20 protein-coding genes and 1 pseudogene are annotated in these 23,344 nt (G+C 32.7%); 1 reads left to right on the top strand and 20 read right to left on the bottom strand.

Annotation, left to right across the window (positions count from 1 at the left end):
* Window positions 1–94: 94 nt before the first annotated feature.
* The 15 genes and pseudogenes from KA867_RS05030 to KA867_RS04960 all read right to left on the bottom strand — a co-directional run bounded on the left by KA867_RS05030 (window position 95) and on the right by KA867_RS04960 (window position 16,858).
* A complete protein-coding gene (locus tag KA867_RS05030; protein WP_210137211.1) occupies window positions 95–913 on the bottom strand; it encodes an MIP/aquaporin family protein in 819 nt (272 codons plus the stop codon).
* Window positions 914–1,085: 172 nt separating this feature from the next.
* Window positions 1,086–2,119, bottom strand: a pseudogene (locus KA867_RS05025) (S66 family peptidase).
* A 101-nt stretch (window positions 2,120–2,220) separates the two neighbouring features.
* Window positions 2,221–2,754: a glycerol-3-phosphate responsive antiterminator gene (locus KA867_RS05020; protein ID WP_026034771.1), complete on the bottom strand. Its 534-nt coding sequence runs from the start codon at window positions 2,752–2,754 to the stop codon at window positions 2,221–2,223.
* Between the two features lie 13 nt (window positions 2,755–2,767).
* Window positions 2,768–4,705 (bottom strand): DNA mismatch repair endonuclease MutL, encoded by a 1,938-nt coding sequence (mutL, locus tag KA867_RS05015; RefSeq protein WP_210137210.1) that lies wholly within the window; start codon window positions 4,703–4,705, stop codon window positions 2,768–2,770.
* Between the two features lie 15 nt (window positions 4,706–4,720).
* Window positions 4,721–7,342: a DNA mismatch repair protein MutS gene (gene mutS, locus KA867_RS05010; RefSeq protein ID WP_481906154.1), complete on the bottom strand. Its 2,622-nt coding sequence runs from the start codon at window positions 7,340–7,342 to the stop codon at window positions 4,721–4,723.
* A 443-nt stretch (window positions 7,343–7,785) separates the two neighbouring features.
* Window positions 7,786–8,274 (bottom strand): energy coupling factor transporter S component ThiW, encoded by a 489-nt coding sequence (gene thiW / locus KA867_RS05005; protein ID WP_210137208.1) that lies wholly within the window; start codon window positions 8,272–8,274, stop codon window positions 7,786–7,788.
* A 34-nt stretch (window positions 8,275–8,308) separates the two neighbouring features.
* A complete protein-coding gene (locus tag KA867_RS05000) occupies window positions 8,309–8,668 on the bottom strand; it encodes a YlbF/YmcA family competence regulator (protein WP_210137207.1) in 360 nt (119 codons plus the stop codon).
* Window positions 8,668–10,209: a tRNA (N6-isopentenyl adenosine(37)-C2)-methylthiotransferase MiaB gene (gene miaB / locus KA867_RS04995; RefSeq protein WP_210137206.1), complete on the bottom strand. Its 1,542-nt coding sequence runs from the start codon at window positions 10,207–10,209 to the stop codon at window positions 8,668–8,670. The genes KA867_RS05000 and miaB overlap by 1 nt, the downstream gene beginning before the upstream one ends.
* 442 nt (window positions 10,210–10,651) lie before the next feature.
* Window positions 10,652–10,948, bottom strand: coding sequence for a thiamine-binding protein (locus KA867_RS04990; RefSeq protein WP_019468719.1), 297 nt, complete (start codon window positions 10,946–10,948; stop codon window positions 10,652–10,654).
* A 387-nt stretch (window positions 10,949–11,335) separates the two neighbouring features.
* On the bottom strand, window positions 11,336–11,737 hold the full coding sequence (locus tag KA867_RS04985) for an RrF2 family transcriptional regulator (RefSeq protein WP_210137205.1): 402 nt from the start codon (window positions 11,735–11,737) through the stop codon (window positions 11,336–11,338).
* A 68-nt stretch (window positions 11,738–11,805) separates the two neighbouring features.
* A complete protein-coding gene (locus tag KA867_RS04980) occupies window positions 11,806–12,429 on the bottom strand; it encodes a poly-gamma-glutamate hydrolase family protein (RefSeq protein WP_210137204.1) in 624 nt (207 codons plus the stop codon).
* 131 nt (window positions 12,430–12,560) lie between these two features.
* On the bottom strand, window positions 12,561–13,184 hold the full coding sequence (locus KA867_RS04975) for a poly-gamma-glutamate hydrolase family protein (RefSeq protein ID WP_210137203.1): 624 nt from the start codon (window positions 13,182–13,184) through the stop codon (window positions 12,561–12,563).
* 144 nt (window positions 13,185–13,328) lie between these two features.
* Window positions 13,329–14,195: a 2-oxoacid:ferredoxin oxidoreductase subunit beta gene (locus KA867_RS04970; RefSeq protein WP_210137202.1), complete on the bottom strand. Its 867-nt coding sequence runs from the start codon at window positions 14,193–14,195 to the stop codon at window positions 13,329–13,331.
* Window positions 14,196–15,956, bottom strand: a complete 1,761-nt coding sequence (locus KA867_RS04965; RefSeq protein ID WP_210137201.1) for a 2-oxoacid:acceptor oxidoreductase subunit alpha — start codon at window positions 15,954–15,956, stop codon at window positions 14,196–14,198.
* Window positions 15,957–16,066: 110 nt separating this feature from the next.
* Window positions 16,067–16,858, bottom strand: coding sequence for a TIGR00282 family metallophosphoesterase (locus KA867_RS04960; RefSeq protein WP_210137200.1), 792 nt, complete (start codon window positions 16,856–16,858; stop codon window positions 16,067–16,069).
* 165 nt (window positions 16,859–17,023) lie between these two features.
* Here KA867_RS04960 and KA867_RS04955 point away from each other — a divergent pair, with 165 nt between their 5' ends.
* Complete coding sequence (locus KA867_RS04955) at window positions 17,024–17,239, top strand: hypothetical protein (RefSeq protein WP_019468712.1); 216 nt, start codon at window positions 17,024–17,026, stop codon at window positions 17,237–17,239.
* 577 nt (window positions 17,240–17,816) lie between these two features.
* Here KA867_RS04955 and rny read toward each other — a convergent pair.
* The 5 genes from rny to KA867_RS04930 form a co-directional block, all read right to left on the bottom strand.
* Window positions 17,817–19,376: a ribonuclease Y gene (gene rny / locus KA867_RS04950; RefSeq protein ID WP_019468711.1), complete on the bottom strand. Its 1,560-nt coding sequence runs from the start codon at window positions 19,374–19,376 to the stop codon at window positions 17,817–17,819.
* 330 nt (window positions 19,377–19,706) lie between these two features.
* Window positions 19,707–20,759 carry a recombinase RecA gene (gene recA, locus KA867_RS04945; protein ID WP_210137199.1) on the bottom strand — a complete coding sequence of 351 codons (1,053 nt, stop codon included), beginning with the start codon at window positions 20,757–20,759 and terminating at the stop codon, window positions 19,707–19,709.
* 171 nt (window positions 20,760–20,930) lie between these two features.
* Window positions 20,931–22,076 (bottom strand): CinA family nicotinamide mononucleotide deamidase-related protein, encoded by a 1,146-nt coding sequence (locus KA867_RS04940; RefSeq protein ID WP_210137198.1) that lies wholly within the window; start codon window positions 22,074–22,076, stop codon window positions 20,931–20,933.
* A gap of 229 nt (window positions 22,077–22,305) precedes the next feature.
* Complete coding sequence (pgsA, locus tag KA867_RS04935) at window positions 22,306–22,884, bottom strand: CDP-diacylglycerol--glycerol-3-phosphate 3-phosphatidyltransferase (RefSeq protein WP_210137197.1); 579 nt, start codon at window positions 22,882–22,884, stop codon at window positions 22,306–22,308.
* 51 nt (window positions 22,885–22,935) lie between these two features.
* Entirely contained in the window at window positions 22,936–23,328 is a 393-nt protein-coding gene (locus tag KA867_RS04930; RefSeq protein ID WP_210137196.1) for a helix-turn-helix domain-containing protein, read from the bottom strand.
* Window positions 23,329–23,344 lie beyond the last annotated feature (16 nt).

The raw sequence follows: 23,344 nt of genomic DNA, 5'->3' as shown, positions 1-23,344 counted from the left end.
TTTTATTAGTTCACTCAACTAATAATTTTATATTAATACAATGATAATAATATCTAGTTATATTTTAACGTAAATACAAATAAATTAAACGTAATTAATATATTGATTCAATACCTTTAGCGTTTTTCGCTTTATTTAATACGAGACCTAAAATAAGTGTGATGATTAATAATACGATTGCAACCACTGACATTGTATCAAATGCACCTTTATAAAATAATCTATAAATCACCGCACCAATCATACCGCCAGTCACAGGGCCTAACACTGGTACAATTGCATAGGACCAATTAGAATCGCCTTTGCCTGAGATTGGTAGAATTGCATGTGCAATACGCGGACCTAAATCACGCGCGGGGTTAATTGCATAACCTGTTGGACCACCTAGACTTAAACCAATTGCAACGATCAAACTACCGACAATTAATGGATTTAGTCCATCAGCAATTTTATTCATACCGATGAATAAAAGTCCCATTGTTAAAATAGCTGTGCCAATAATTTCACTCATGAAGTTTGCAAAATAGTTCTTAATGGCAGGAGCTGTAGAAAATACAGCTAATTTTGTACCTTGATCTTCTGTTGCTTTCCATTGAGCTAAATACATTAGCCAAACTAATGCACCACCAACAATACCACCAAGGATTTGACAGATGATATAACCAGGTACCATAGACCAATTAATCGCGCCATCCATTGCAAACGCTAAAGTCACTGCAGGATTTAAATGTGCACCTGATATATTACCTACTGCGTACACTCCCATAGTAACTGCTAATCCCCAACCTGTAGCAATAACGATCCAATCTGCGCCATTCCCATTACTTCTTTTCAAGTTGACGTTTGCAACAACGCCTCCCCCAAATAGTACAAGTATTGCTGTTCCCAAAAATTCAGCAAAATATTCACTCATAAAGACTCCTCCTAAAATAAGACAGGGAGACCCCTACAATTATATCCAGTTGTGAACCACCGGTTTAATTACTGTAGAAATCTCCCATCTCTGTTCTAAATATTAACTTGATTTTATCTTACACCGTTGTTGTAAGCGTTGTCAAATGTTTTTGTAGAAAAGTTGTCACAACTTAAGTGGATACTACACTGTTTTCATCGATACTAAACTGACCAGTTAATAGATCAATTTGTGCCATCAACCCATAAGGAATCGCATGTTTTGGTTCATTGTGACCAAATGATAAATTATAAAAAACGACCATTTTAGGATTATTGCATTTTTTAATTATTTTTAATATTTCTTTTTTATAATTTTCATAATATACATTGTTAAAAGGCTTGCCAAAAATCATGCCATTCAGACGATTTAAAATACCATGCTTCAACAATTGCTCTAAATAGTCAGCAAACATTTCCGGTGTTGGTGTGTCTTCTGATGTTTCTAAAAATAATATTGCCCCATTAAAAGCATCAATTTCAGGAAATATTGAAGTATGACGTAAGTCAACAAAGGTTTCTAGGTTCCCACCTAAAAGATGGCCGCTTACTTTTTTATTACCCTTTAATATTTCGTATCCATTTTGGACTATTTCAGGCCTACATCTGTTTTTATTTTTTATAGCCCATTTTAATCCAAATGGCCGTATAAAAAAGCTGGTTCTATTCTTCCAATTTTATTTGTATTAAACCAACACTTGTTAATATTCTCTACAGTATACGAATCCATTGCAATATTTTCTGCAAAATCAGTAAGTAATGCCTGTCCATAAAAACTAACTATTCCCATTTTATAAAACATCAAATGTACAGTAGTTGTATCTGAATAACCACTGAATATTTTAGGATTTGTTGCAATTGCCTGCAAATCTACATAAGGTAGAATGCGTATCGCATCTTCTCCTCCAATACAACTAATAATCGCTTTAACTTCTGGATCTTTTACTGCATCATTTAAATCTTTTGCTCTACATTCTGGGTGATTGTGAATAAACGTTACACCTTTGAGTGCATGGGGCATTACTTTGACCTTTAAACCAAACTCACTTTCCAAACGATGAATGCCCTGTCGTGTTCGCCATAATATATCACTTTCACCTGCTAAACCTGAAGAAAGAGACACAATCGCCACAGTGTCTCCCTCATTTAATTGCATTGGCTTTATCATTATCAACAGCTCCTATACGCTTTCACAGCGCTTGTTCGTAAATATATTGATGATATCAAAATACTTAATTTTTATTGATTTTGTTATATCAACTGATTAGATTACCATAACGAGCGATCGCTTGTTGTAATATATTTCGCACCATTTGAAACTGCAATGTCTACTTCTTCTTTACTATTAATAAGTCCACCTGCAATTACAGCAGTATTCGTTTCTTCGTTAATGATACGTATGGCTTTTGTAGCAACTCCTGGTAAAACTTCCACAAAATCTGGTTCTACACGCTTAATCAATTCAATACTTCTAGATAATGCATGGCTATCTAATACAAATACTCTGAACACAGTTGTCGTATTTAATGATTTTGCTTTGTTAATTACTTTTGTCTTGGTTGAAACGATGCCTTTAGGATGATAATTTTGAATAATGTATTCACACGCAAATTCATCATGGCTCATACCTTTGATTAAATCGATATGCATGTATGTTTCAATATTATTCTTGTTTAATAGACCCATGATACTTTTAACATGCCCAATATGCGCATCTAACATGACACATTCCTTATAATCTGTCATCGTTAATTTTTCTAAATCTTTCATAGAGCGAACTGCAGGTAAAATATGCGGTTTCAACATGAATTCCTCCTTAGACAATACGTTTAAATAGACGTTCTAATTCATAATTTGAGAAATTTATAATAATGGGTCTTCCATGCGGACATGTGAATGGATCTTCAGTCTCTCTCAACTGATTGACTAAATCTGCCATTTCATTATTTTTTAGATAGTGGTTAGCCTTAATTGATTTTTTACAACTCATCATAATCGCAGCTTCTTCACGAATTTTTTTAACGTCGACTTTTTTATGTTCTAATACATATTCAATCATATCTTTGATGATTTCTTCTGCTTCTTCTTTTGGAAACCATACAGGATAGCTATCTACAATATAATCATGTCCACCAAACGGTTCTAAATGCACGCCTACCTTATCTAATTCATCTTTGTACTGATTAATAATCATTAATTCATCTTTTGAGAAGTGGAAAGTCAACGGTATTAATAAATTTTGACTTTCATTTACAACATCACCAATTTTTTCTCTGAAATATTCATACTTTATTCTTTCTTGAGCTGCGTGTTGGTCAATCATAAACATACCATTTTCATTTTGAGCGATAATGTAGGTACCATGTACTTGTCCAACAATTTCCATGTAGGGTATTCGACGAGTTGGTGAAGCACTCATACGACCTTTAATATCATTATCACTATTATCTTCAACTGAGACTTCATTATCAGTAGAATCACTATTTGTTGTTTCTAAATCATAAAGTAGTTCATTTTGTATTTGCTTATAATCATTATGTGATTCTTGAATACGATTTTGTGCATCATCGTGTGGATTTATATAAGATGCTTCATTTTCAACACTTGTGTCATTTTCATTATGCATGTTTGAATCAGTTGTTCGTTCAATATTTTGCTCAAAATTATTTTGCTGTTGGCGTTTTTCAAAATCCATTTTCTGTTGTTCAAATTGGTTTAATACCTTGTTTTTCTTCGTCATTTTATCCATATCATTTTGAGGAATTAAAATACGATCTTTAAAAGCTTCACGAATTTTGTTAACGATTAACTCAAAAAGCTGGTCTTCTTTTGATAACCTTACCTCTAATTTAGTTGGATGAACATTGACATCTACCAATATCGGGTCCATTTCAATGTTGATATAACATATTGGGTAACGACCAACCATTAATAAAGTATGATAACCTTCTAAAATCGCTTTATTTAACAAGAAATTCTTAATATATCTTCCGTTAATAAAGATAGAAATATAATGCTTATTACTTCTAGAATGTTCAGGTTTCGCAAAATAAGCATCTAAATGATAATCACTTGTATCCCCTGTAACATGTACTAAGTCTTTAGCAATTTTCATACCATAAATTTCAGCCATTACTTCATTTGTTCTACCAGATCCATTTGTTTTTATTATTGTTTTACCATCAGACACAAGTGAGATACGTATATCAGGATGACTCATGGCCATACGATTTACTATATCTGTTATCTTACCTAGTTCGGTATATAGGCTCTTAATATATTTTAATCGTGCTGGCGTATTATAAAATAGTGACTCCACTAATATATCTGTGCCTCTTTTTGCTTTAGCTGGTTTTCGATTTAAAACCTCGCCATTTTCTACATATATTTCTTGGCCTTCTTGATTATCTGTGCATGTTTTTAATGTCACCTTAGAAACTGATGAAATACTAGCTAATGCCTCGCCACGAAAGCCTAACGTACGAATATGGAACAGATCATCATCTGCATCCAATTTGCTTGTTGCGTGACGATGAAATACTAAATCTAAATCATCGATTTCAATACCAGTACCGTTGTCAACAACACGTATAGAAGCGACGCCTGATTGTTCAACCTCTATATTTATTTCTGTTGCTTGTGCATCAATTGCATTTTCTAATAGTTCTTTCACAACTGATCCAGGTCTTTCCACTACTTCACCAGCTGCTATTTTATTTGCTAAGGATGTCTGTAATTCTTTTATTTTACCCATTGAATGACCTCACCTCTACTTTAACTGATTCTGTAATTCACTAAGTTTTACTAGGGCTTCTATCGGTGTCATATTCGATAAATTTAATTGCTTGATTTCATTCTCTATTTCACTTTGTGCTGCTGGATAATCAAACAAATCAAAAGCTGCTTGTTCAAATTGGTAGCTGTTATGTTCTTGCTTGTCACCGCTATAGTTGTAATCATTTTCTGCTACGATTGGTTTTTCTATAGATTGTGCTTCCACACCTGCTTTATTAACATTAACTATTTCCTTAGTCGTTTGTTCTTGATTATTATTTTGTTCAAATGCATCTAGAATTACTTGTGCGCGTGAGATAACTGCTTCTGGTAAATGTGCTAACTTCGCAACTTGGATACCATAGCTATCATCGACAGCCCCATCTTTAACTTTATGTAAGAAGATAAGTTCACCTTTGTATTCATTTGCTGCAACATGAACATTTTTCAACGAAGACAACGACTGATCTAATGTTGTTAATTCGTGATAATGTGTGGAGAATAATGTTTTGGCATGAGAAGTATGTGCAACAAATTCAATCATAGATTGTGCCAAAGCCAATCCATCATAAGTAGAGGTACCTCTACCTATTTCATCAAAAATAATCAAACTATCTTCTGTAGCATTAGCAAGTGCTTTTTGTGCTTCCAACATTTCAACCATAAATGTACTTTTACCAGAAACTAAATCATCTGCAGCTCCAATTCTTGTAAATATTTGATCAAAAACTGGTAATACAGCTGCTTCACAAGGTACGTATGCGCCCATTTGTGCCATAATACTTATGATTGCAACTTGTCTCATATAAGTAGATTTCCCTGACATATTAGGTCCTGTGATTAAATAAATAAACGTATCTTGATCTAATTTACAATCATTTGGCACGTAGTCGTTGTGATCCATGACACGTTCTACAACTGGATGTCTCGAATTTGTTAATTTAAGTGTTTTGTCTTCACTAAATGCAGGTCTTGCATAATTGTATTTTTGAGCTATTTCTGCAAAACTTTGTAAACAATCCAATTCAGAAATAATTTTCGCTTGTTTTTGCAAACGCTCTGTATACGTTTTTATTTGCTCTCTCAATTGCACAAATAATTGATATTCTAATTCAATCGCTTTATCTTCAGCACCTAAAATAATATCTTCTTTTTCTTTTAATTCATCCGTAATAAATCGTTCTGCATTTGATAAAGTTTGTTTACGATGATAACCATATGCAGAAGGATCAAAACCTTGCAAATTGGCTCTTGTAATTTCAATAAAATATCCAAAGACTTTGTTAAAACTAATCTTCAGTGATTTAATACCAGTGCGTTGACGTTCCTTTGTCTGTAATTCAGCCAACCAAGATTTACCATTCTTCGATGCTTCTAAATACTCATCAAGCTCCTGATTAAACCCTTTTTTGAATAATCCACCTTCTTTAACAGAGATGGGTGGTTCTTCTTTCAAACTATTTTCTAATAATGTTAACAATTCATCTAAAGGTTCAAGTGCTTTAAATTGTTCAGTGGTTTCTGTATCTAAACCATCTAATAATTGTTTAATATTGGGTATCTCAGAAATGGAATGTTTTAACTGAATTAAATCTCTAGCATTTACATTCCCATAACTTACACGGCCGACTAAACGCTCGATATCATATACTTGATTAAGATGTTGCCTCAAAGTGTCTCTCTCTATAAAAAAGTCAATAAATTGCTCAACTGTATCTAGTCGAGATTCAATTTGATTTTTATGGATTAACGGTCTATCAATCCACTGTTTTAATCTTCTTGCACCCATAGGCGTTTTAGTTTCATCCATCAACCATAGCAATGTTCCTTTTTTACTTTTTAGACGTATGCTTTCTGTCAATTCTAAATTACGTTTTGCATAAAAGTCCATTTTCATAAAATCTACTGCTTCATATTTTACAACAGTTTCTATATGAGATAGATCTCGCTTTTGCGTATGGAAAATATAATCAAGTAATAACTGAGTTGCATTATATAAAGATTGATCATTACTTGTATTAACTGCATATTCTGCATTTGATATTTCATTCAATACTGTAATTGTTTCAGTAGTCAAACTAATTTGACGTTTTAATTCCTCATCTATATGCGCATTTACCACGATTTCATTTGGATTAATTGTTGTTATTTCATTAATTAATGTAGCTTGATCGTTAAAAGATGTTACTTTAAGTTCTCCAGTAGACACATCACAATAACTTAGTGCATAACAATCATTTAAATGTACAAAGCTCAAAATATAATTGTTTTGTTTTTCATCTACGCCGCCTTGATCCATAACCGTACCTGGCGTAACGATTCTAACTACTTCACGTTTTACCATTCCTTTTGTTTGTCTAGGGTCTTCCATTTGTTCGCAAATCGCAACTTTATATCCGTTATTAATTAATGTTTCGATATAGCCATCTGCTGAATGGTAAGGTACACCACACATAGGAATGGGATTCTCTTTCTTAGCATCTCGCTTCGTTAAAGTTATTTCTAGAACTCTAGATGCTTCTTTCGCATCTTCAAAAAACATTTCATAAAAATCGCCTAATCTAAAAAATAATAAACAATCTTGATATTGTGATTTTATTTTTAAATACTGCTGCATCATTGGCGTTTGGTTAGTCATTTAATCTTTCACAATCCTTCTATTAGTTTCTCACTATAATTTAAAATACATTAAATAAATCATTACTTATGTATGGAAAATCATTAAATCAGATGACTTCTCAATTGTTCATCTGATTGATATTTTAGCTTTATATCAGGGATTTTAGCACTATATCTTTTTTTACTTTCAAATCATATTCCCGATATTTTATTGTCTAATTAACTCTTAAATTTTAACATAACTTTAGTTTTTACGCTTATGCTTACAGGGGCAGATTGATATAAAAACTTTATTAATTCACTGATTGATAAATAATATTTATAAAATAAAAAAGATTAAGTCTCATTTGCACATACAAATAGTTAATTACAAATCTACATTATAATTAATTCTTTTATATGTTAAAAGTAATGAAACTTAACCTTTTAATATTTACATATTTATAAAAAGCGTTTTAAAATACCTTTTCTTTTCATAACCATTAAAATGATGTAACTAATCATTGCACCAATCACACTTGATGCAATAAAAGCTATCATTAAAGGCTTTACAGCAAAGTTAGCAAAACCTAACACCCAAGCTAATGGTATGCACATGATACTACCAATGATACCTGTACCTATAACTTCACCTACTGCTGCCATAAAAATATGTTTTCGATAGTAGTAAAATCCACTTGCTAATAATACGCCAACCATACTTCCAGGAAATGCAAAGAAACTACCTGTGCCAAATAGCATTCTTAACAACGAAGATATAAACGCTTGTGCCAAACCAAACCAAGGCCCCACAAATACCGCGCATATAACATTGATTAAATGTTGAATAGGTGCCGCTTTAATAGGCCCTAAAGGTATAACAACAATGCTACTTAACACTACATTAATAGCAATCAATATCGCAGTCAGTGTTAATTTTCTTGTTTTCATATTGTTCATTTCCTTTCTACAAGTGGATTACGTATTAATCTTTATCTTGTTGAATTTCATTTAAACGATTTGACATCGTACTAATCATCATTTGTAATAAGTCATTTGCTTCTGCTTGTGATTCTCTAAATTCTTCAACAATAGGTATAACATTGATATTTTGCTCAATATCTTGAATTTTATCTTCAGATTGACGTAACGCCTGATGTTTACCATAATTTTGTAAATTAACAGACTGTTTCTGTGTTTTTTTTAAGTCTTTCATGCGTGTCTCAATATTTTTATTACGATGAATTTGCTGTTCAATCGCTTGATATTCTTTGACAGTGTCTAATGATTGAATACGTTGGCTGAGTTTATCTGCGTCAGCTAATATTTCATCTCTTTCATACATTATTGTGTCACCACTGCTTTTTCACTAACTCCTAAAAATGTACCATTTAATGAAAATTGTTTTGCTTCATCAACTTTTACATCAACAATTTTTCCAATCATTTCTTTGGGTGCCTTAAAATTAACAAGTTTATTTTTATTTGTATAACCAGCAAGTACAGTATCGTCTTTCTTACTAGCACCTTCACATAGAACTTGAACCGTTTTTCCTTCATATTGTGTCATAGCTTGTTCAGAATAATAAGCTACTTTTTTATTTAACTGTTGTAGTCTAGCCTTTTTTTCCTCTAAAGGCACATTATCTTCCATTTTAGCCGCTGGCGTGCCATCTCTTTGTGAATAGATATACGTATACGCATGTTCAAATGCTACTTCATCGTATAGCGTTAATGTTTCTTCAAATTGTTCTGCTGTTTCGTTTGGATAACCTACAATAATATCTGTTGTTAAAGCAACATCAGGTATTTTAGACTTAATACGATCTACTAAATCTAAATAACTTTCTCTTGTATATTTACGTCCCATAATTTTAAGTACAGCATTATTTCCTGATTGTACAGGCAGATGAACGTGTGGCACAATGTTCCCACCGTTAGCAATCACTTCTATCATACGATCAGTAAAATCCCATGGGTGACTCGTAGTGAAACGTACTCTTGGAATATCTATTTTTGAAATATCTTCAAGCAAATCGCCAAGTCCATATTCCAATCCATCAATATCTTTACCATATGAATTAACGTTTTGACCTAATAACGTAACTTCTTGATATCCTTGACGTGCTAAATCTCTAACTTCATCAATGATATCTTGTGGCATTCTACTCCGCTCTTTTCCTCGTGTAAATGGCACAATACAGTATGTACAGAATTTGTCGCAACCATACATGATATTAACCCATGCTTTTATATTGCCTTTTCTAACCTTAGGTAAATTTTCAATTACATCGCCTTCTTTGGACCAAACTTCCACTACCATTGCTTTCGATAAATAAGCTTCTTCAAGAATTTCAGGCAATTTGTGTATATTATGTGTACCGAAAATCATATCTACATTTTGGTATGATTTTAATATTTTATTGACGACTGACTCTTCTTGTGACATACAACCACAAACACCAATGACTGTTTCAGGTTTTTCTTTTTTTAAATGTTTTAAATTGCCAATCTCACTAAACACTTTATTTTCTGCATTTTCACGAATTGCACAAGTATTAATTAATATAACATCCGCTTCATTTATTTCTTCCGTTGCTTGATAACCTAAAGCACTTAAAATACCTGCCATGACTTCTGTATCATGTGCATTCATTTGACAACCATACGTTTTTATTAAAAACGTCTTCCCTTTACCCATATCACGATATTTTTCATCAATTTGAAAATCGCGATTATAATGTATTTCTTCTTTGCCTCGTTTACGTGCTTCTTTTAAACTTGGTGGTTGATATACATGTTCAAAATACTTACTATAATCTTTTGTCTTCTTATCGCGTTCGGCCAACACATCTATAGAAGTTTGCTTTCTTTGTTCTTCATTCACGCTAACAAAACCCTTTCTATATCATAAAAACTAAGAACAAACGCTTTAAAATAGATTCTATCTCGCTGTTTAACAATCGAGTCGTTCAAAGTTCTATAACTTTATCTATAGTCATTATTTCATTATATTAAATTTAGCACTAAAGTGCAAAAGTCATAAACAATAATCAACTTTGATTTAACAATAACTCTTTTTACTTAAATATATATTAGCCAATAACGAAATTTATAGTTAAATCATCGTGAAAATTCGTAATTATTTTTAAGTGTAGCTCTACTATTATGATATTTTCGTATAAAATTACCCTTACAACCACAAAAAATAAGGTACTTACGTATTATTTAGTAACTTTAACTAAATTAACGATGCACCTTATAGAGTTAACAATTTAATTTTATCTTTATAACATCAATAGTCAATATCTAACTAACTTGAAAATTACTTAGATTTCATCGTATTTTCCAGTTAATGTTTCAATCGTGATACCTTCGGGAACGTGATAAAATTTCACTTGACTGATGGTACTCGGTATTTCTAGTTCTACCATTCGCTCATTAAGCTTTTGAATCAATATTAAGCATTCATTCATCTCACCTTGCACAGTTGTTTCTAATGGTCCAACGCGATATTCTAAACCAGAATCATCAATCACTTTAATCGCTTCATCTACATAAGGTATAACGTCTTCACCATTAGTCGTTTTTGGAATAATTTGTACGCTCATTAAAGTATCGTTCATACTTATTCAACCCCTTAAAATTTACTTGTCTTTAGTTTACCAAAACATTAACTTAAGGTATAGAATTCTATAACTTTGTTTATTGATAAGTTCCATCTAAAAGAGCCGTCATCATTTTTTACAATGTTCCCATCATTCGTAGCCGCATCGATTAATAGACTAAGAATGTTATCTTTAGTCTTCCCAACTATATACAACCTATTAATATTGGTTTTTCCTTAAAATATCGATATGGTTTTTCCTTGTTCATCAAGTTGTAGCTCTATATTATTTAAAAAATCGGATTCGGTGTCAAACATCATTTGAGTAAATACACCACTATTTGTATAACACTACCATCTTATAACTCCATTCCTTTTATTTATACATATATTAAAAATTTAAAATTTATTTACTTGCTCTTTTTTTATCCAAACTTGTTAATTTCTTTTGTTTCAATGTTGTTATCAAAGTTGTTTCAGCGTCTTCCATGATAGCTTTAATGGGGCAACCTTCATCGTGATTAAAAGAGTCCTCTAATAAACTTTGCTCCCCATCAATCGTAATAATGACATCATAAATAGATACTGAATCCCAACCATTTTTTAATCGATACCCACCTTTAGCACCACTACTAGCAGAAATGATATTGCTTTTTACTAGACGTGTCAGTACTTTTGATAAGTAAGTTGTAGAAACACTTAAAACAGATGCTAAATCTTGTACAGGAATCTTTTTTTGGTCCCCTTGGTTATTAATCATAAATAACAATGCATGTAAAGCATAATCAGTCGCTTTTGAAAATTTCATAAATTCATCATCTTCCTATTATAGATATAATAAATCTATAATAACTCGTTTCTTTGCCCTTTTCAATATTATGCAATATTTTTAGTCGCATTAATGATTGCTTCCGCAAAATCATACATAAACTGAGACCAATTACTGCTGTTTTCTCTACTTTTTTTATTATAGCGTTGGTTTTCAAACAATTTTTTTCTTATTCCTGAGGTTAATTCGAGTTGTACACCTTTTTCAGTTTTACAGCAATTAATAATATTGTCATCATGTGCACCAGACATATGTGATGGCGCTTGTCTGACATCTATCCCTAGTTTTTCAAATTCTTCCGTCATTGCATCCATTAATTGCTCGTCTTTACCACCCATATAAATAATTTCATCTTCACCTTTACAACCATGTATAGCGATCGCATATGGATTATTAACAATCATTTTCATTAATTTAGGTTCATCATAGTGTCTGGAGGTCACATGTAATTCTGAATTAGCTTTTGTTCTAATTGCTTTAAAAGTAAAATAGTCAAAACCACCGTTCTCAGCTGTTAATTCCGCCAATTCGGTAGTAGCGGGTTCAATAGCTCCTCCATGAATTGCAGTTATTATAACATTACTATTTCGCTCAACAGAATGAATAATCCAATCCGTATTTTCCACTGTATGCTCCATTAATTCCGTCATAGACTTAAACCGATCAGACATATATTCCCCTCCTTTTTAAATGTACTTTTTTATTTACCACACATTAGCGTCCATTATCTTAAATCACTGTTAAGTTTTTGCTAGTTTATTAACAAAATTTTTACATTTGCTTCTGAGCAATTTGCAATTAACTATTTATGGTATGTAATCGCCTTAACCATTGCTTTTGAAAATTTTTTTAAATAAGTTGACCAATTTGAACGATCTTCTCGATCCTTTAGATTAAATTTTTTATTAATAAAACATTGCTTCCTAAAGTTTACGGTTAATTCTAACTGTACGCCCATACCATTCTTGCCACAATTGACAAAGTTATCTTGTTGCTTACCAGAAATATGAGATGGTGCATCCTTTATAATGATTCCTGCCTCATTTAATACTTGTTTTATACGCGTAATTAACGCTTCATCTCTACCGCCGATATACACTTCATTTTTCTCACCCATACAACCATGAATAGATATAACCTGGGCATGTTCGCGCACAATCTTTTTTAATTTGGGTTCATCAAAATGAGTTGACGTAACATGAAGTTCATTATTTTTATTTTTTCTTACACCTTTAAAACTATAAAAACTGAAATTACCTAATTCACTTAAATATTGTGCAACTTCAGTTGTACCTCTTTCTATCGCCCCTCCATGGACAGCAGTAACAAGTACAGGTGAATCTCTTTCATACGTTTGAATTTCCCAATCTTCATTTTCTTGTGTGAATGTTAATAACTCCGTCATTGTCTCAAAGTGATCAACCATATCTCTCGAACCCTCCATTTATCATATATAAATATAAAAATAGCTGATCCACAAATATAAAACAATGATTTTTCTATGAAAATCATCTTTTTGTGATCAGCTAGTTATTTTACGCTTTTGTTTACTATTCAAGTAGATAAACTACTATACAAATTGTTTTGTTAAGTCTTTGAATTGTTGTTCATCAAGGTGAATATCTTTTTTGGCTAGCGCTGTGCCTTCCATTTCTTCAATTTGAGATTCATAAGAAGGTGTTTCTGTGTCTTGATATACAATACCTTTAAGTAATGAATGATATTCTAAAACTTTTTGAGTCGCTTTTTGTTTGTCGGTCGTATCAAAATCTTCAATTTCATCAATATTGGTAAGATTTTCTTTAAACCAATCATATGTGTTTACTTTATTGTATGTTACACAAGGAGAGAATACGTTAACAAATGAAAAACCATCATGATTAATTGCATCTTCCAACATTTTAGTTAATCCCTTGATATCGCTAGAAAATCCTTGGGCAACAAATGTTGCACCTGAAGACAACGCAAGCTCTAATGGCGCAACATTTTTCTCAATATTGCCTTTAGGCGTAGATTTAGTCACAAAACCTTGTGCTGAAGATGGTGATGTTTGTCCTTTTGTTAAACCATAGATTTGGTTATCCATCACTATATACGTCATATTCATATTTCTACGTAGCGCATGAATCGTGTGTCCCATACCAATCGCATAACCGTCACCATCACCACCGGAAGCAATAACTGTTAAATCTTTATTAGCCATTTTCACACCTTGTGCTAATGGTAATGAGCGGCCATGAATGCCATGAACACCATAAGAATTAACGTAACCCGATAAGCGGCCTGAGCACCCGATACCTGTTATAATTGCAACTTCTTCAGGTTCTAGCCCAACATTTGCAGCTGCTTTTTGAATCGCTGCTTGAACAGAAAAATCTCCACAACCAGGGCACCAATTGGGCTTTACATTATTTCTAAAATCTTTAAATGTTGCCACTTATACCAACTCCTTTAAATTTTTGGCAATTTCTAATCCTTTGGATTCTATTTCATTTGGTAAGAATGGCGTGCCATCATATTTCGTTTGATTAATTAATTTATCTCCAACGTTCACATTCATTTTTAATATATTTGAAAGTTGACCTTGATAATTATGCTCAACAACTACAACTTTTGAAGCTTTATCAACCGCTTCTTGTATCGTTTTGCTTGGGAATGGGTGTAATTGTCGAATTTGTAAATGATTAATCTTCAAACCTTGATGCTCTAATCTTTCTTTACCTTCTTGAATCGCGCCTTTAGTAGAAATGAAGCCTAAATAAAGAATATCTGCTGCTTCATGAAACGCATCATTTTCTACAGGATCATTAATCAATAGATGTTCTGTTTTTCGCATACGTTTATCCATTTGTTGTTGTCTGTTATCAGCTGCTTCACTTGTCTTACCTTCTTCATTATGTTCCACACCCGTAACATGATGTATGCCCCCTTTAACCCCAGGGATTGGTCTAGGAGAAACACCACTTTCAGTCAACGCATAACGCTTGAAGTATGTTTTATCATCTTCATCTCTTTCTATTTCTGATTGAATCGTTTCTCCACGATTTATTTCGATTTTATTATAGTCTAATGATTCTACAGTTTGTTTACCTAGTGACAATTGTAAATCACTTAAAATAATTACAGGACATTGATACATTTCAGCGAGATTGAAAGCTTCTATCGTCAGATAAAATGCATCTTCAGCATCAGTAGGTGCTACAACTATTTTAGGTATATCACCATGCGTACCGTAAATCATTTGCATAAGGTCTGATTGTTCTTGCTTGGTAGGTAATCCAGTGGATGGACCTCCACGTTGTGTATTAATAACAACAAATGGTGTTTCAGTCATACCAGATAGTCCAATGGCTTCCATCATGAGTGAAAGACCCGGTCCAGCGCTTGCTGTAAATGCGCGTACGCCAGCATAGTTGGAACCTATTGCCATATTTGCTGCAGCAATTTCATCTTCAGTTTGTACGACAGTCCCCCCAACTTTAGGTAAGTTTTCAATCATATACTCCATGATTTCAGATGCTGGTGTAATGGGATATGCTGCCATGAATCTTGAACCGGCTGACAGCGCACCTAAACCTATCGCATCATTGCCTATCATATATAGATGTGGTGTGTCTTCTGTTGTTTCTAATACAAAATCACCATCAACAGTACTTAATTGTTCGTTCATTAAGCGATAACCTTGATTCAATGCTTCAATATTCATTTCTACAACTTTATCGCCTTTTTTAGTAAACATATTGGTAATAAGTGTTTCAAAATCTGAGATGTCTAAATTCATGATTGCACATGTCGCACCAACTGCGACCATATTTTTCATTAAAGTCGTGCCTAATTCTTTCGCAGTAGCAGTAAAAGGTAGCGCAACCAATTGTGCTTCACAATGTTCAGGCTTCTCTGGTTTAGCTTTACTATCAGCAATAATCACACTGTCTTTACGCATTTCTTGGTGATTCAATTCGATTGTTTCTTGATCGAATGCTATTAATATATCTAAATCATCACTAATTGCATGTACTGGTGATGTTGATACTCTAATTTTGTTATTTGTATGACCGCCTTTGATTCTACTTGAAAAATGACGATATCCGTATAAATAGTATCCTTTACGGTTCATAGCAGTGGCAAAGATTTCACCTGTTGATTCAATACCTTCACCTTGTTGTCCGCCCACTTTCCATGATACTTGAGATTTCATATCATCTAGCCTCCTAGTGGTTATAATAATTCATATTTCATCATACCAAAACAAACCACGCTTTTACTATGAAAAGAGCGGTTTAATTAAAAATTCATACTAATGGACGATTATTTAAATGGATGGTCATCATTAATAAGAATACGTTCTATACGTTTTGTTTTACCATCTTTATTTAAATCTATAATTACACCCGATAATACACTGCGACCTTCATCAGGAACAACATGTCTTTGTGGCAAACTCGTGATAAAGCGATTAATCACCTCTTCACGATTAATACCAAGTATACCATCGTAGTAACCAGTCATGCCAACATCTGTAATATATCCTGTGCCTCCAGGTAATATTCTTTCATCTGAAGTTTGGATATGTGTATGTGTACCAACAACAGCACTAACTCTATTATCTAAATACCATCCCATTGCATTTTTTTCTGAAGTAGTCTCAGCATGAAAATCAACGAAGATATAATCTGTTTCTTTTTGTGCTTCAGCTATTAATGCATCTGCTTTTTTAAAAGGATCGTCAATATCTTGCATAAATGCGCGTCCTTGTAAATTAATGATAGCCAATTTGATTTCATTAATTTGAATGAAGCGCATACCAACACCAGGCGCTTCATCTGGAAAATTAGCTGGACGAACCATCCGATTGGCATTCTCTATAAAATCATATATTTGACGTTGACCATATGTATGATTTCCCATTGTCATAAAATCAACGCCTTCTCTTAGTAAAGATTTATATATTTTTTCGGTCAAACCTTTACCATGAGCTGCATTTTCTGCGTTTACTATAGTAACGGTAGGTTTATAAGTTTGTTTCAACTTGGGTAAATAGTTTGAAATAGCTTCTCTACCTAATTTACCAACAATATCCCCAATAAATAAGATTCTCATTTACGTGTCATCCTCTCTTACTGTTAGTTTAATTGAAATTATCTATGATGAAAAGGCTCTTTATTAAATATTCATAAACATTACTTTGTTTTAAATTCCAAATTGGTGGTAATATTTATATTATAGTTAAGTATCATTTCAAAAAATAGGAGTTGTATGTAAGAAATGTCAATTAATATTGATCCACAACATTTTGCTGATTTAGTTGTTTCTGCAAACCCTGCAAATAGTGACAATCCAGAAGATATTGCAAAGGATAGCTTAGAGTTATATATCAATGCTTATAGGCTTGCTGAAAGGTATGCCAATATCTCCACGAGTTGTTACGACACTGCTGAAGTAATCAAAGAATTACAGAAAGTAGACTTAGAGTTAAAATAACTAAACGTAAAGCATAGCAACAACAGAAACTGAGATATAATGCTCAATTTTAAAACAATGAGTCTGAGACATCAATGATGCTCCAGACTCATTTATATTGTCAGTAGACGAACGAATTGTAAATGAGAGTCCCACTTCTCAAATTATTGAGTTAGTGGAACTTATGCATGAACTTTAGCTCAGTTAATCATTCAAATTTTATTTAGTTCTAGTCATCTCTGCTGGATAGGACAACAAAACAAAATTTTTTTAACAAAGTTAGATTTCTGTCCCTATTTCTTTTTTTGAATTTAACAGCTTACGATTTTGATTGTGCTTTACTTGCCAGTCGATATGATTGACATAATCCAAATTTGAAGCCTCTCACACATAACATCCTACATTTTTCTTCAACTATTACAAAATCGATACTAATGAAGTATGTTAATTCAATAAGAGAGTGATTTTCCATAATAAATTGCTTCTTTCACAATGTACTAAAAATTATATTATTTTTTTCACAAACTAAAAATAACTGCCAACAAAGTTTTACACCTCTGCTAGCAGTTATTCCATAACTTAATTATGTTTTTATTTATTATTTTGCATATTCAATTGCTCTAGTCTCACGAACAACTGTCACTTTTATATGACCAGGATATTGAAGTTCATCTTCAATCTGGCTTTTGATATCTCTTGCTAAGCGATGTGACTTTAAGTCGTCGATAGTTTCTGGTGATACAATTACCCGAATTTCTCTACCAGCTTGGATTGCAAATGCTTTTTCAACACCATCATAGCTTTCTGAAAGTGTTTCTAGTCTTTCCAATCTTCTAATATAATTTTCTAGCGTCTCTTTTCGAGCACCTGGTCTAGCAGCTGATAGAGCATCTGCTGCTGCAACCAATATAGAAATAATAGAAGTTGGTTCTACATCACCGTGATGTGAGTGTATAGCGTTTAATACTGTTTCACTTTCAGCGTATTTTTTAGCTAATTCCACACCAATTTCAACGTGACTACCTTCAACTTCATGGTCGATAGCTTTACCAACATCATGAAGTAGTCCTGCACGTTTGGCTAATGTAACATCTTCTCCTAATTCAGCTGCTAACATACCACTTAAATGGGCAACCTCTATAGAATGTTTTAACACATTTTGGCCATAGCTAGTACGATATTGTAAACGACCTAGAATTTTAACTAAATCTGGATGCATGTTATGCACATTAATTTCAAATGTTGCTTGTTCACCAGCATCTCTTATAATATCGTCTACTTCTTTTCGAGCTTTTTCAACCATATCTTCAATTCTTCCAGGATGGATTCGTCCATCTGAAACAAGATTTACTAATGCAGTTCTTGCAATTTCGCGTCTAATTGGGTCAAAACCTGATAGAATAACTGCTTCTGGTGTATCATCTATAATTAAATCAATACCAGTTAACGTTTCTAACGTTCTTATATTTCTACCTTCTCTACCAATGATTCGACCTTTCATTTCGTCATTTGGTAAATTAACAACTGATACTGTAGATTCTGAAGTATGCTCTGCAGCTAACCGTTGTACAGTAGTTGCTAATAGTTCTTTTGCATTTTTATCGACTGCTTCTTTTGCTTCTTTCTCTTTTTCCTTAACAAGTATTGCAATATCATGTGACAATTCTTCCTCGACTCTTTGAAGTTGTTCGTTGGCAGCTTCTTCTTGAGTGAGACCAGAGATGCGTTCTAATTCTTGTTCATGCTTATTTATTAATGACTGAACACTACTCTCTTTTGCATCTACTTGTTGTTGTCGTTCTTCAAGTTTAGACTCTTTTTGCTCTAAAATCTCATCCTTTTTATCTAAAAGATCAGATTTTCGCTCTAAGTTTTCTTCTTTTTGAAGAAGTCGTGCTTCTTGCCTTTGAAGATCACCACGTCTTTCACGAAGTTCATTTTCACTTTGCTCTTTTAAGATTTGATTCTCTTCTTTAGCTTCAAGGAGCTTTTCCTTCTTGATATTCTCTGCTTCTTTATTACCATGTTCAATAATATCTTCAGCAGTCTGTCTTGCTTGTAATTGCTTTTGATGCAATATATTTCGGGCAATAATATACCCTACAACAACTCCGAGAATAATACCTAGCAAAATGAGTAGGAGGTTTAATAAATTCACACAAACACCCCCTTTTTCTAGGATTTTGCTCTGTATATCAAATTCAATATGATTATATGAAGTTATATAAGAATCATACAATGTAATTGTACGGTTTCAAACTAAGAAGTGTCAAGGTGTGCAACTACATTAATTCATTATTTGAATAGCTCATTTTACATTAAATTAGTTATAGTTACTGCTATTGTCTATTTCTTGTTGTATTTTCATCATAAAAAAATTTTATTTAATAATTTTAGACCTATATGTTATAGCAAAAAAATAAGCCTATATTTTAAAATATAGGCTTATTTTATAAGGAGAAATTTTTATTTTAAGATTAAATATAATTTATTCATCTTTTTCATCAAAAAGTGTAGCGGGTGCATCTTCTTCTTTTTCATCAACGTCACCATCGAAAATACCAAGTTTTTCTCGCAATTTTTGATCGATTTCTTGTTTAACTTTTGGATTTTCTTTTAAATATAGCTTAACATTTTCTTTACCTTGACCCATACGTTCGCCATTGTAAGAATACCAAGCACCAGATTTATTAACGATTTCATTTTCTACACCAAGATCAATGAGTTCGCCTTCTTTGGAGATGCCTTTACCATACATCATATCAACTTCTGCCACTCTAAATGGAGGAGCTACTTTGTTTTTTACCACTTTAATTTTTGTTCTGTTACCAACAATTTCTTGACCTTGTTTCAACTGTTCTGCACGACGAACTTCTAAACGCACTGAACTATAGAATTTCAATGCACGTCCACCTGGTGTTGTTTCCGGATTCCCAAACATAACACCAACTTTTTCACGAATTTGATTTATAAATACAGCAGTTGTATTTGATTTAGAAATAGCGCCAGACAATTTACGTAGTGCTTGTGACATTAAACGCGCTTGTAAACCAACGTGTGTATCACCCATTTCACCTTCAATCTCAGCTTTCGGTGTTAACGCAGCTACTGAGTCGACAACAACGATATCTACCGCTCCACTTCTAACAAATGCCTCAGCAATTTCTAAACCTTGTTCACCGTGATCTGGTTGAGACAAGTATAAATTTTGAATATCAACACCTAATGCTTCTGCATAAACTGGGTCTAAAGCATGTTCAGCATCAATAAATGCGGCAATGCCACCATTTTTTTGTACCTCAGCTATGGCATGTAATGCAACTGTTGTTTTACCGGAACTTTCTGGTCCGTATATTTCTATAATTCTACCTTTAGGATAACCACCAACTCCTAATGCGTTATCTAGAGTTACTGAACCACTTGATACACTAGAAACTTTGCGTGCTTCATTATCACCAAGTTTCATTACTGCACCTTTACCAAATGATTTTTCCATATTTTTAATTACTGTATCTAAAGCTTTTTGACGATCATTATCCAAAACGCTGGACCTCCTAAGTGAGATTTATCTCTGAAAAATATCTTAACCATACTATACATTGATTTAAAGTATTCTGCAAGCATTTTGCGAATATTTGTTCGCTAGTAGTAGAATGATTTTTGCAAAAAGGGAACGTACGTACTAATCATTATTTGTTTTTGGTCTAATCATTTATGCTTTAAAATAGTTTAATAATCGGATTAATGCATAGTTTTGTGCTCTTTTTTTTATTAAATTTCTCTTTTTCGTCATTTTAAATGATTTAATTGTTAGATATTCATTTTCTAAAATACCTAAGTATACTGTACCATTTTCATGTAATAATGAAATACCTATTTCCGCATTATATAAATCTTTAACGATACGACATGATATTGACAGTTGTCGTTCAATATCCTCTTTGAGATTTATAAATTGCTGGTGATGTGGTAACATACCCAAAAGTTTATTTGAATCATCATGATTTTTTATTCTCGAATATAATTCACCATCTGTAACACCATCATAGATTGCAAATGATTGATTTATATGTTTTAAAAACGCTGCTTCTATGGAAGTGTCATCCGATCCATAATAATAATCACCAATACGTGATAATATTTCTTTTTTTACTGGTGCTATTAATGCTTCACATTCTTGTTTTGAATCACCATTCGCCGTCAATCTTATATTCACTTCATGCGTGCCTGCTAAAGGGGCAATCGTAGGGTTCTTTTGGTTATCTATTAAGTCCATTAAAATAGTTTCAATTTTAGATTCACCTATGCCTGCAAAACGCAATAATTCTGAAAAAATAATGCTTTCTCCATTTAAAAAATATGGTAACAAACCATGTTTTGCCATCGGTTGCATTTCTTTAGGTGGACCAGGTAATAATGCGATACGTTTATCGTTATGTTCAATCAACATACCTGGTGCCATACCTACTTTATTATCTAATACTTTTGCACCTTCAATGACTAATGCTTGTTGTTTATTGTTCGGTGTCATCTCAACATTTTGATCTTTAAAATATTGCTCAATATACTTCAATGATTTTTCATCCGTTACCAAATCGCGACCTAATATCTGTGCTATCGTATGTTTCGTTAGATCATCTTTAGTAGGTCCTAGCCCACCAGTAAGAATAACAGCATCATATTGTTCTAAAGATGAATGTATTACACGTTCAAGCCTTTTAGGATTATCTCCTACTACAATATGTTCTACAACACTGTGCCCTATATCATTAAATAATTTTGAAAGATATTGACCATTGGTATTCGCAATTTGACCCAGTAATAATTCAGATCCAACCGCTATAATTGATATATTCACGTTTTTTCCTCCTCGTTCGCAAATAAGCATTTCGCTATTCAGTATGTTGAATTATTTAATTTTATTATAAAGCTAACTCTATCTAAAAACTAAAATTTCGTCTGTAAATTGTTTTGTTTTGATTAATCATCATTCAGTTACAAAACATACTATTTCAACAAAAAAACTGGAAATGTGCTTTAAAAAACACTTTCCAGTTAAATTCATGATTGTCAGAATTAAACGCATATTATTTGGCTTTAAATACATCTCTACCTTTATAGAAATATTCAATACCAGAAAGAACAGTAAAGAATACCCCAATGTATAAAAGCACCTGACCTATTGGAAAACCAATCCACATTGCTAATGGGTCACCTAGTAAAATCCATACGAGCGCTATCATCGTAACCGCCGTTTTAATTTTACCTAATTGCCCAGCTGCGCTTACAAAGCCTTGTTCGATTTGTAATAATCGCAATCCTGTGACCGCAAATTCACGTGCAATAATAATAATCGCTACCCAGGAGTTTGTTAATCCAATTTCAACTAATGCTATCAAAGCACTTGAAACGAGTAGTTTATCTGCTAATGGGTCTAAAAATTTCCCCATATTTGTAACGAGTTGCCATTTTCTTGCTAAATAACCATCTGCAAAGTCACTTAACGAGGCAATAATAAAGATAACACCACTAATCAATAATTCGATTCTAATTTCATATCCACCAATAAAAGTTACATTACCAAAACCAAAATCTACTAAAGCGAATAATAGAAATACTGGAATTAATATAACTCTAAAAACAGTTATCCAATTCGGAATATTCATTTCAAATCCTCATTTCTATATATAACTTACTACAAATGCACAAAGACATTTTTATAAAAATAATACTGCTAATATCCACAGTATGGCAGTAACAATAATCACCAGACTTATTACTACTGCCAACTGCAAAGGTTCTTTGTTTTTACTACGATAAGTAGGTTGATGATCAGAAGAAAAAGCGTCAACTGTATCTTTCAAGTTATTATCATGATTAGGAATTTCATCTCTATGTGCATGAATAAGCTGCTCAGCATCGATATTTACAGCCTTTGCATATTTACGGATAAAACCTTCTACATAATCTGCATTTTTAAGTGACTCAAAATCATTTTTTTCAATGAGTGTCAAAGTTTGACGTTTAATTTCTGTTCGATTTTCTAATTCTGTTAATGTCATACCTAATCTTTCGCGACGTCCTTTTAAAGTTTGACCAACTAAACTCACGATGTTAGTCCTCCTC

Source organism: Staphylococcus sp. GDH8C109P, from assembly GCF_017893405.1.
In the GTDB taxonomy this organism is placed as follows: domain Bacteria; phylum Bacillota; class Bacilli; order Staphylococcales; family Staphylococcaceae; genus Staphylococcus; species Staphylococcus cohnii.
This window is presented reverse-complemented; position numbering and strand designations above follow the sequence as displayed.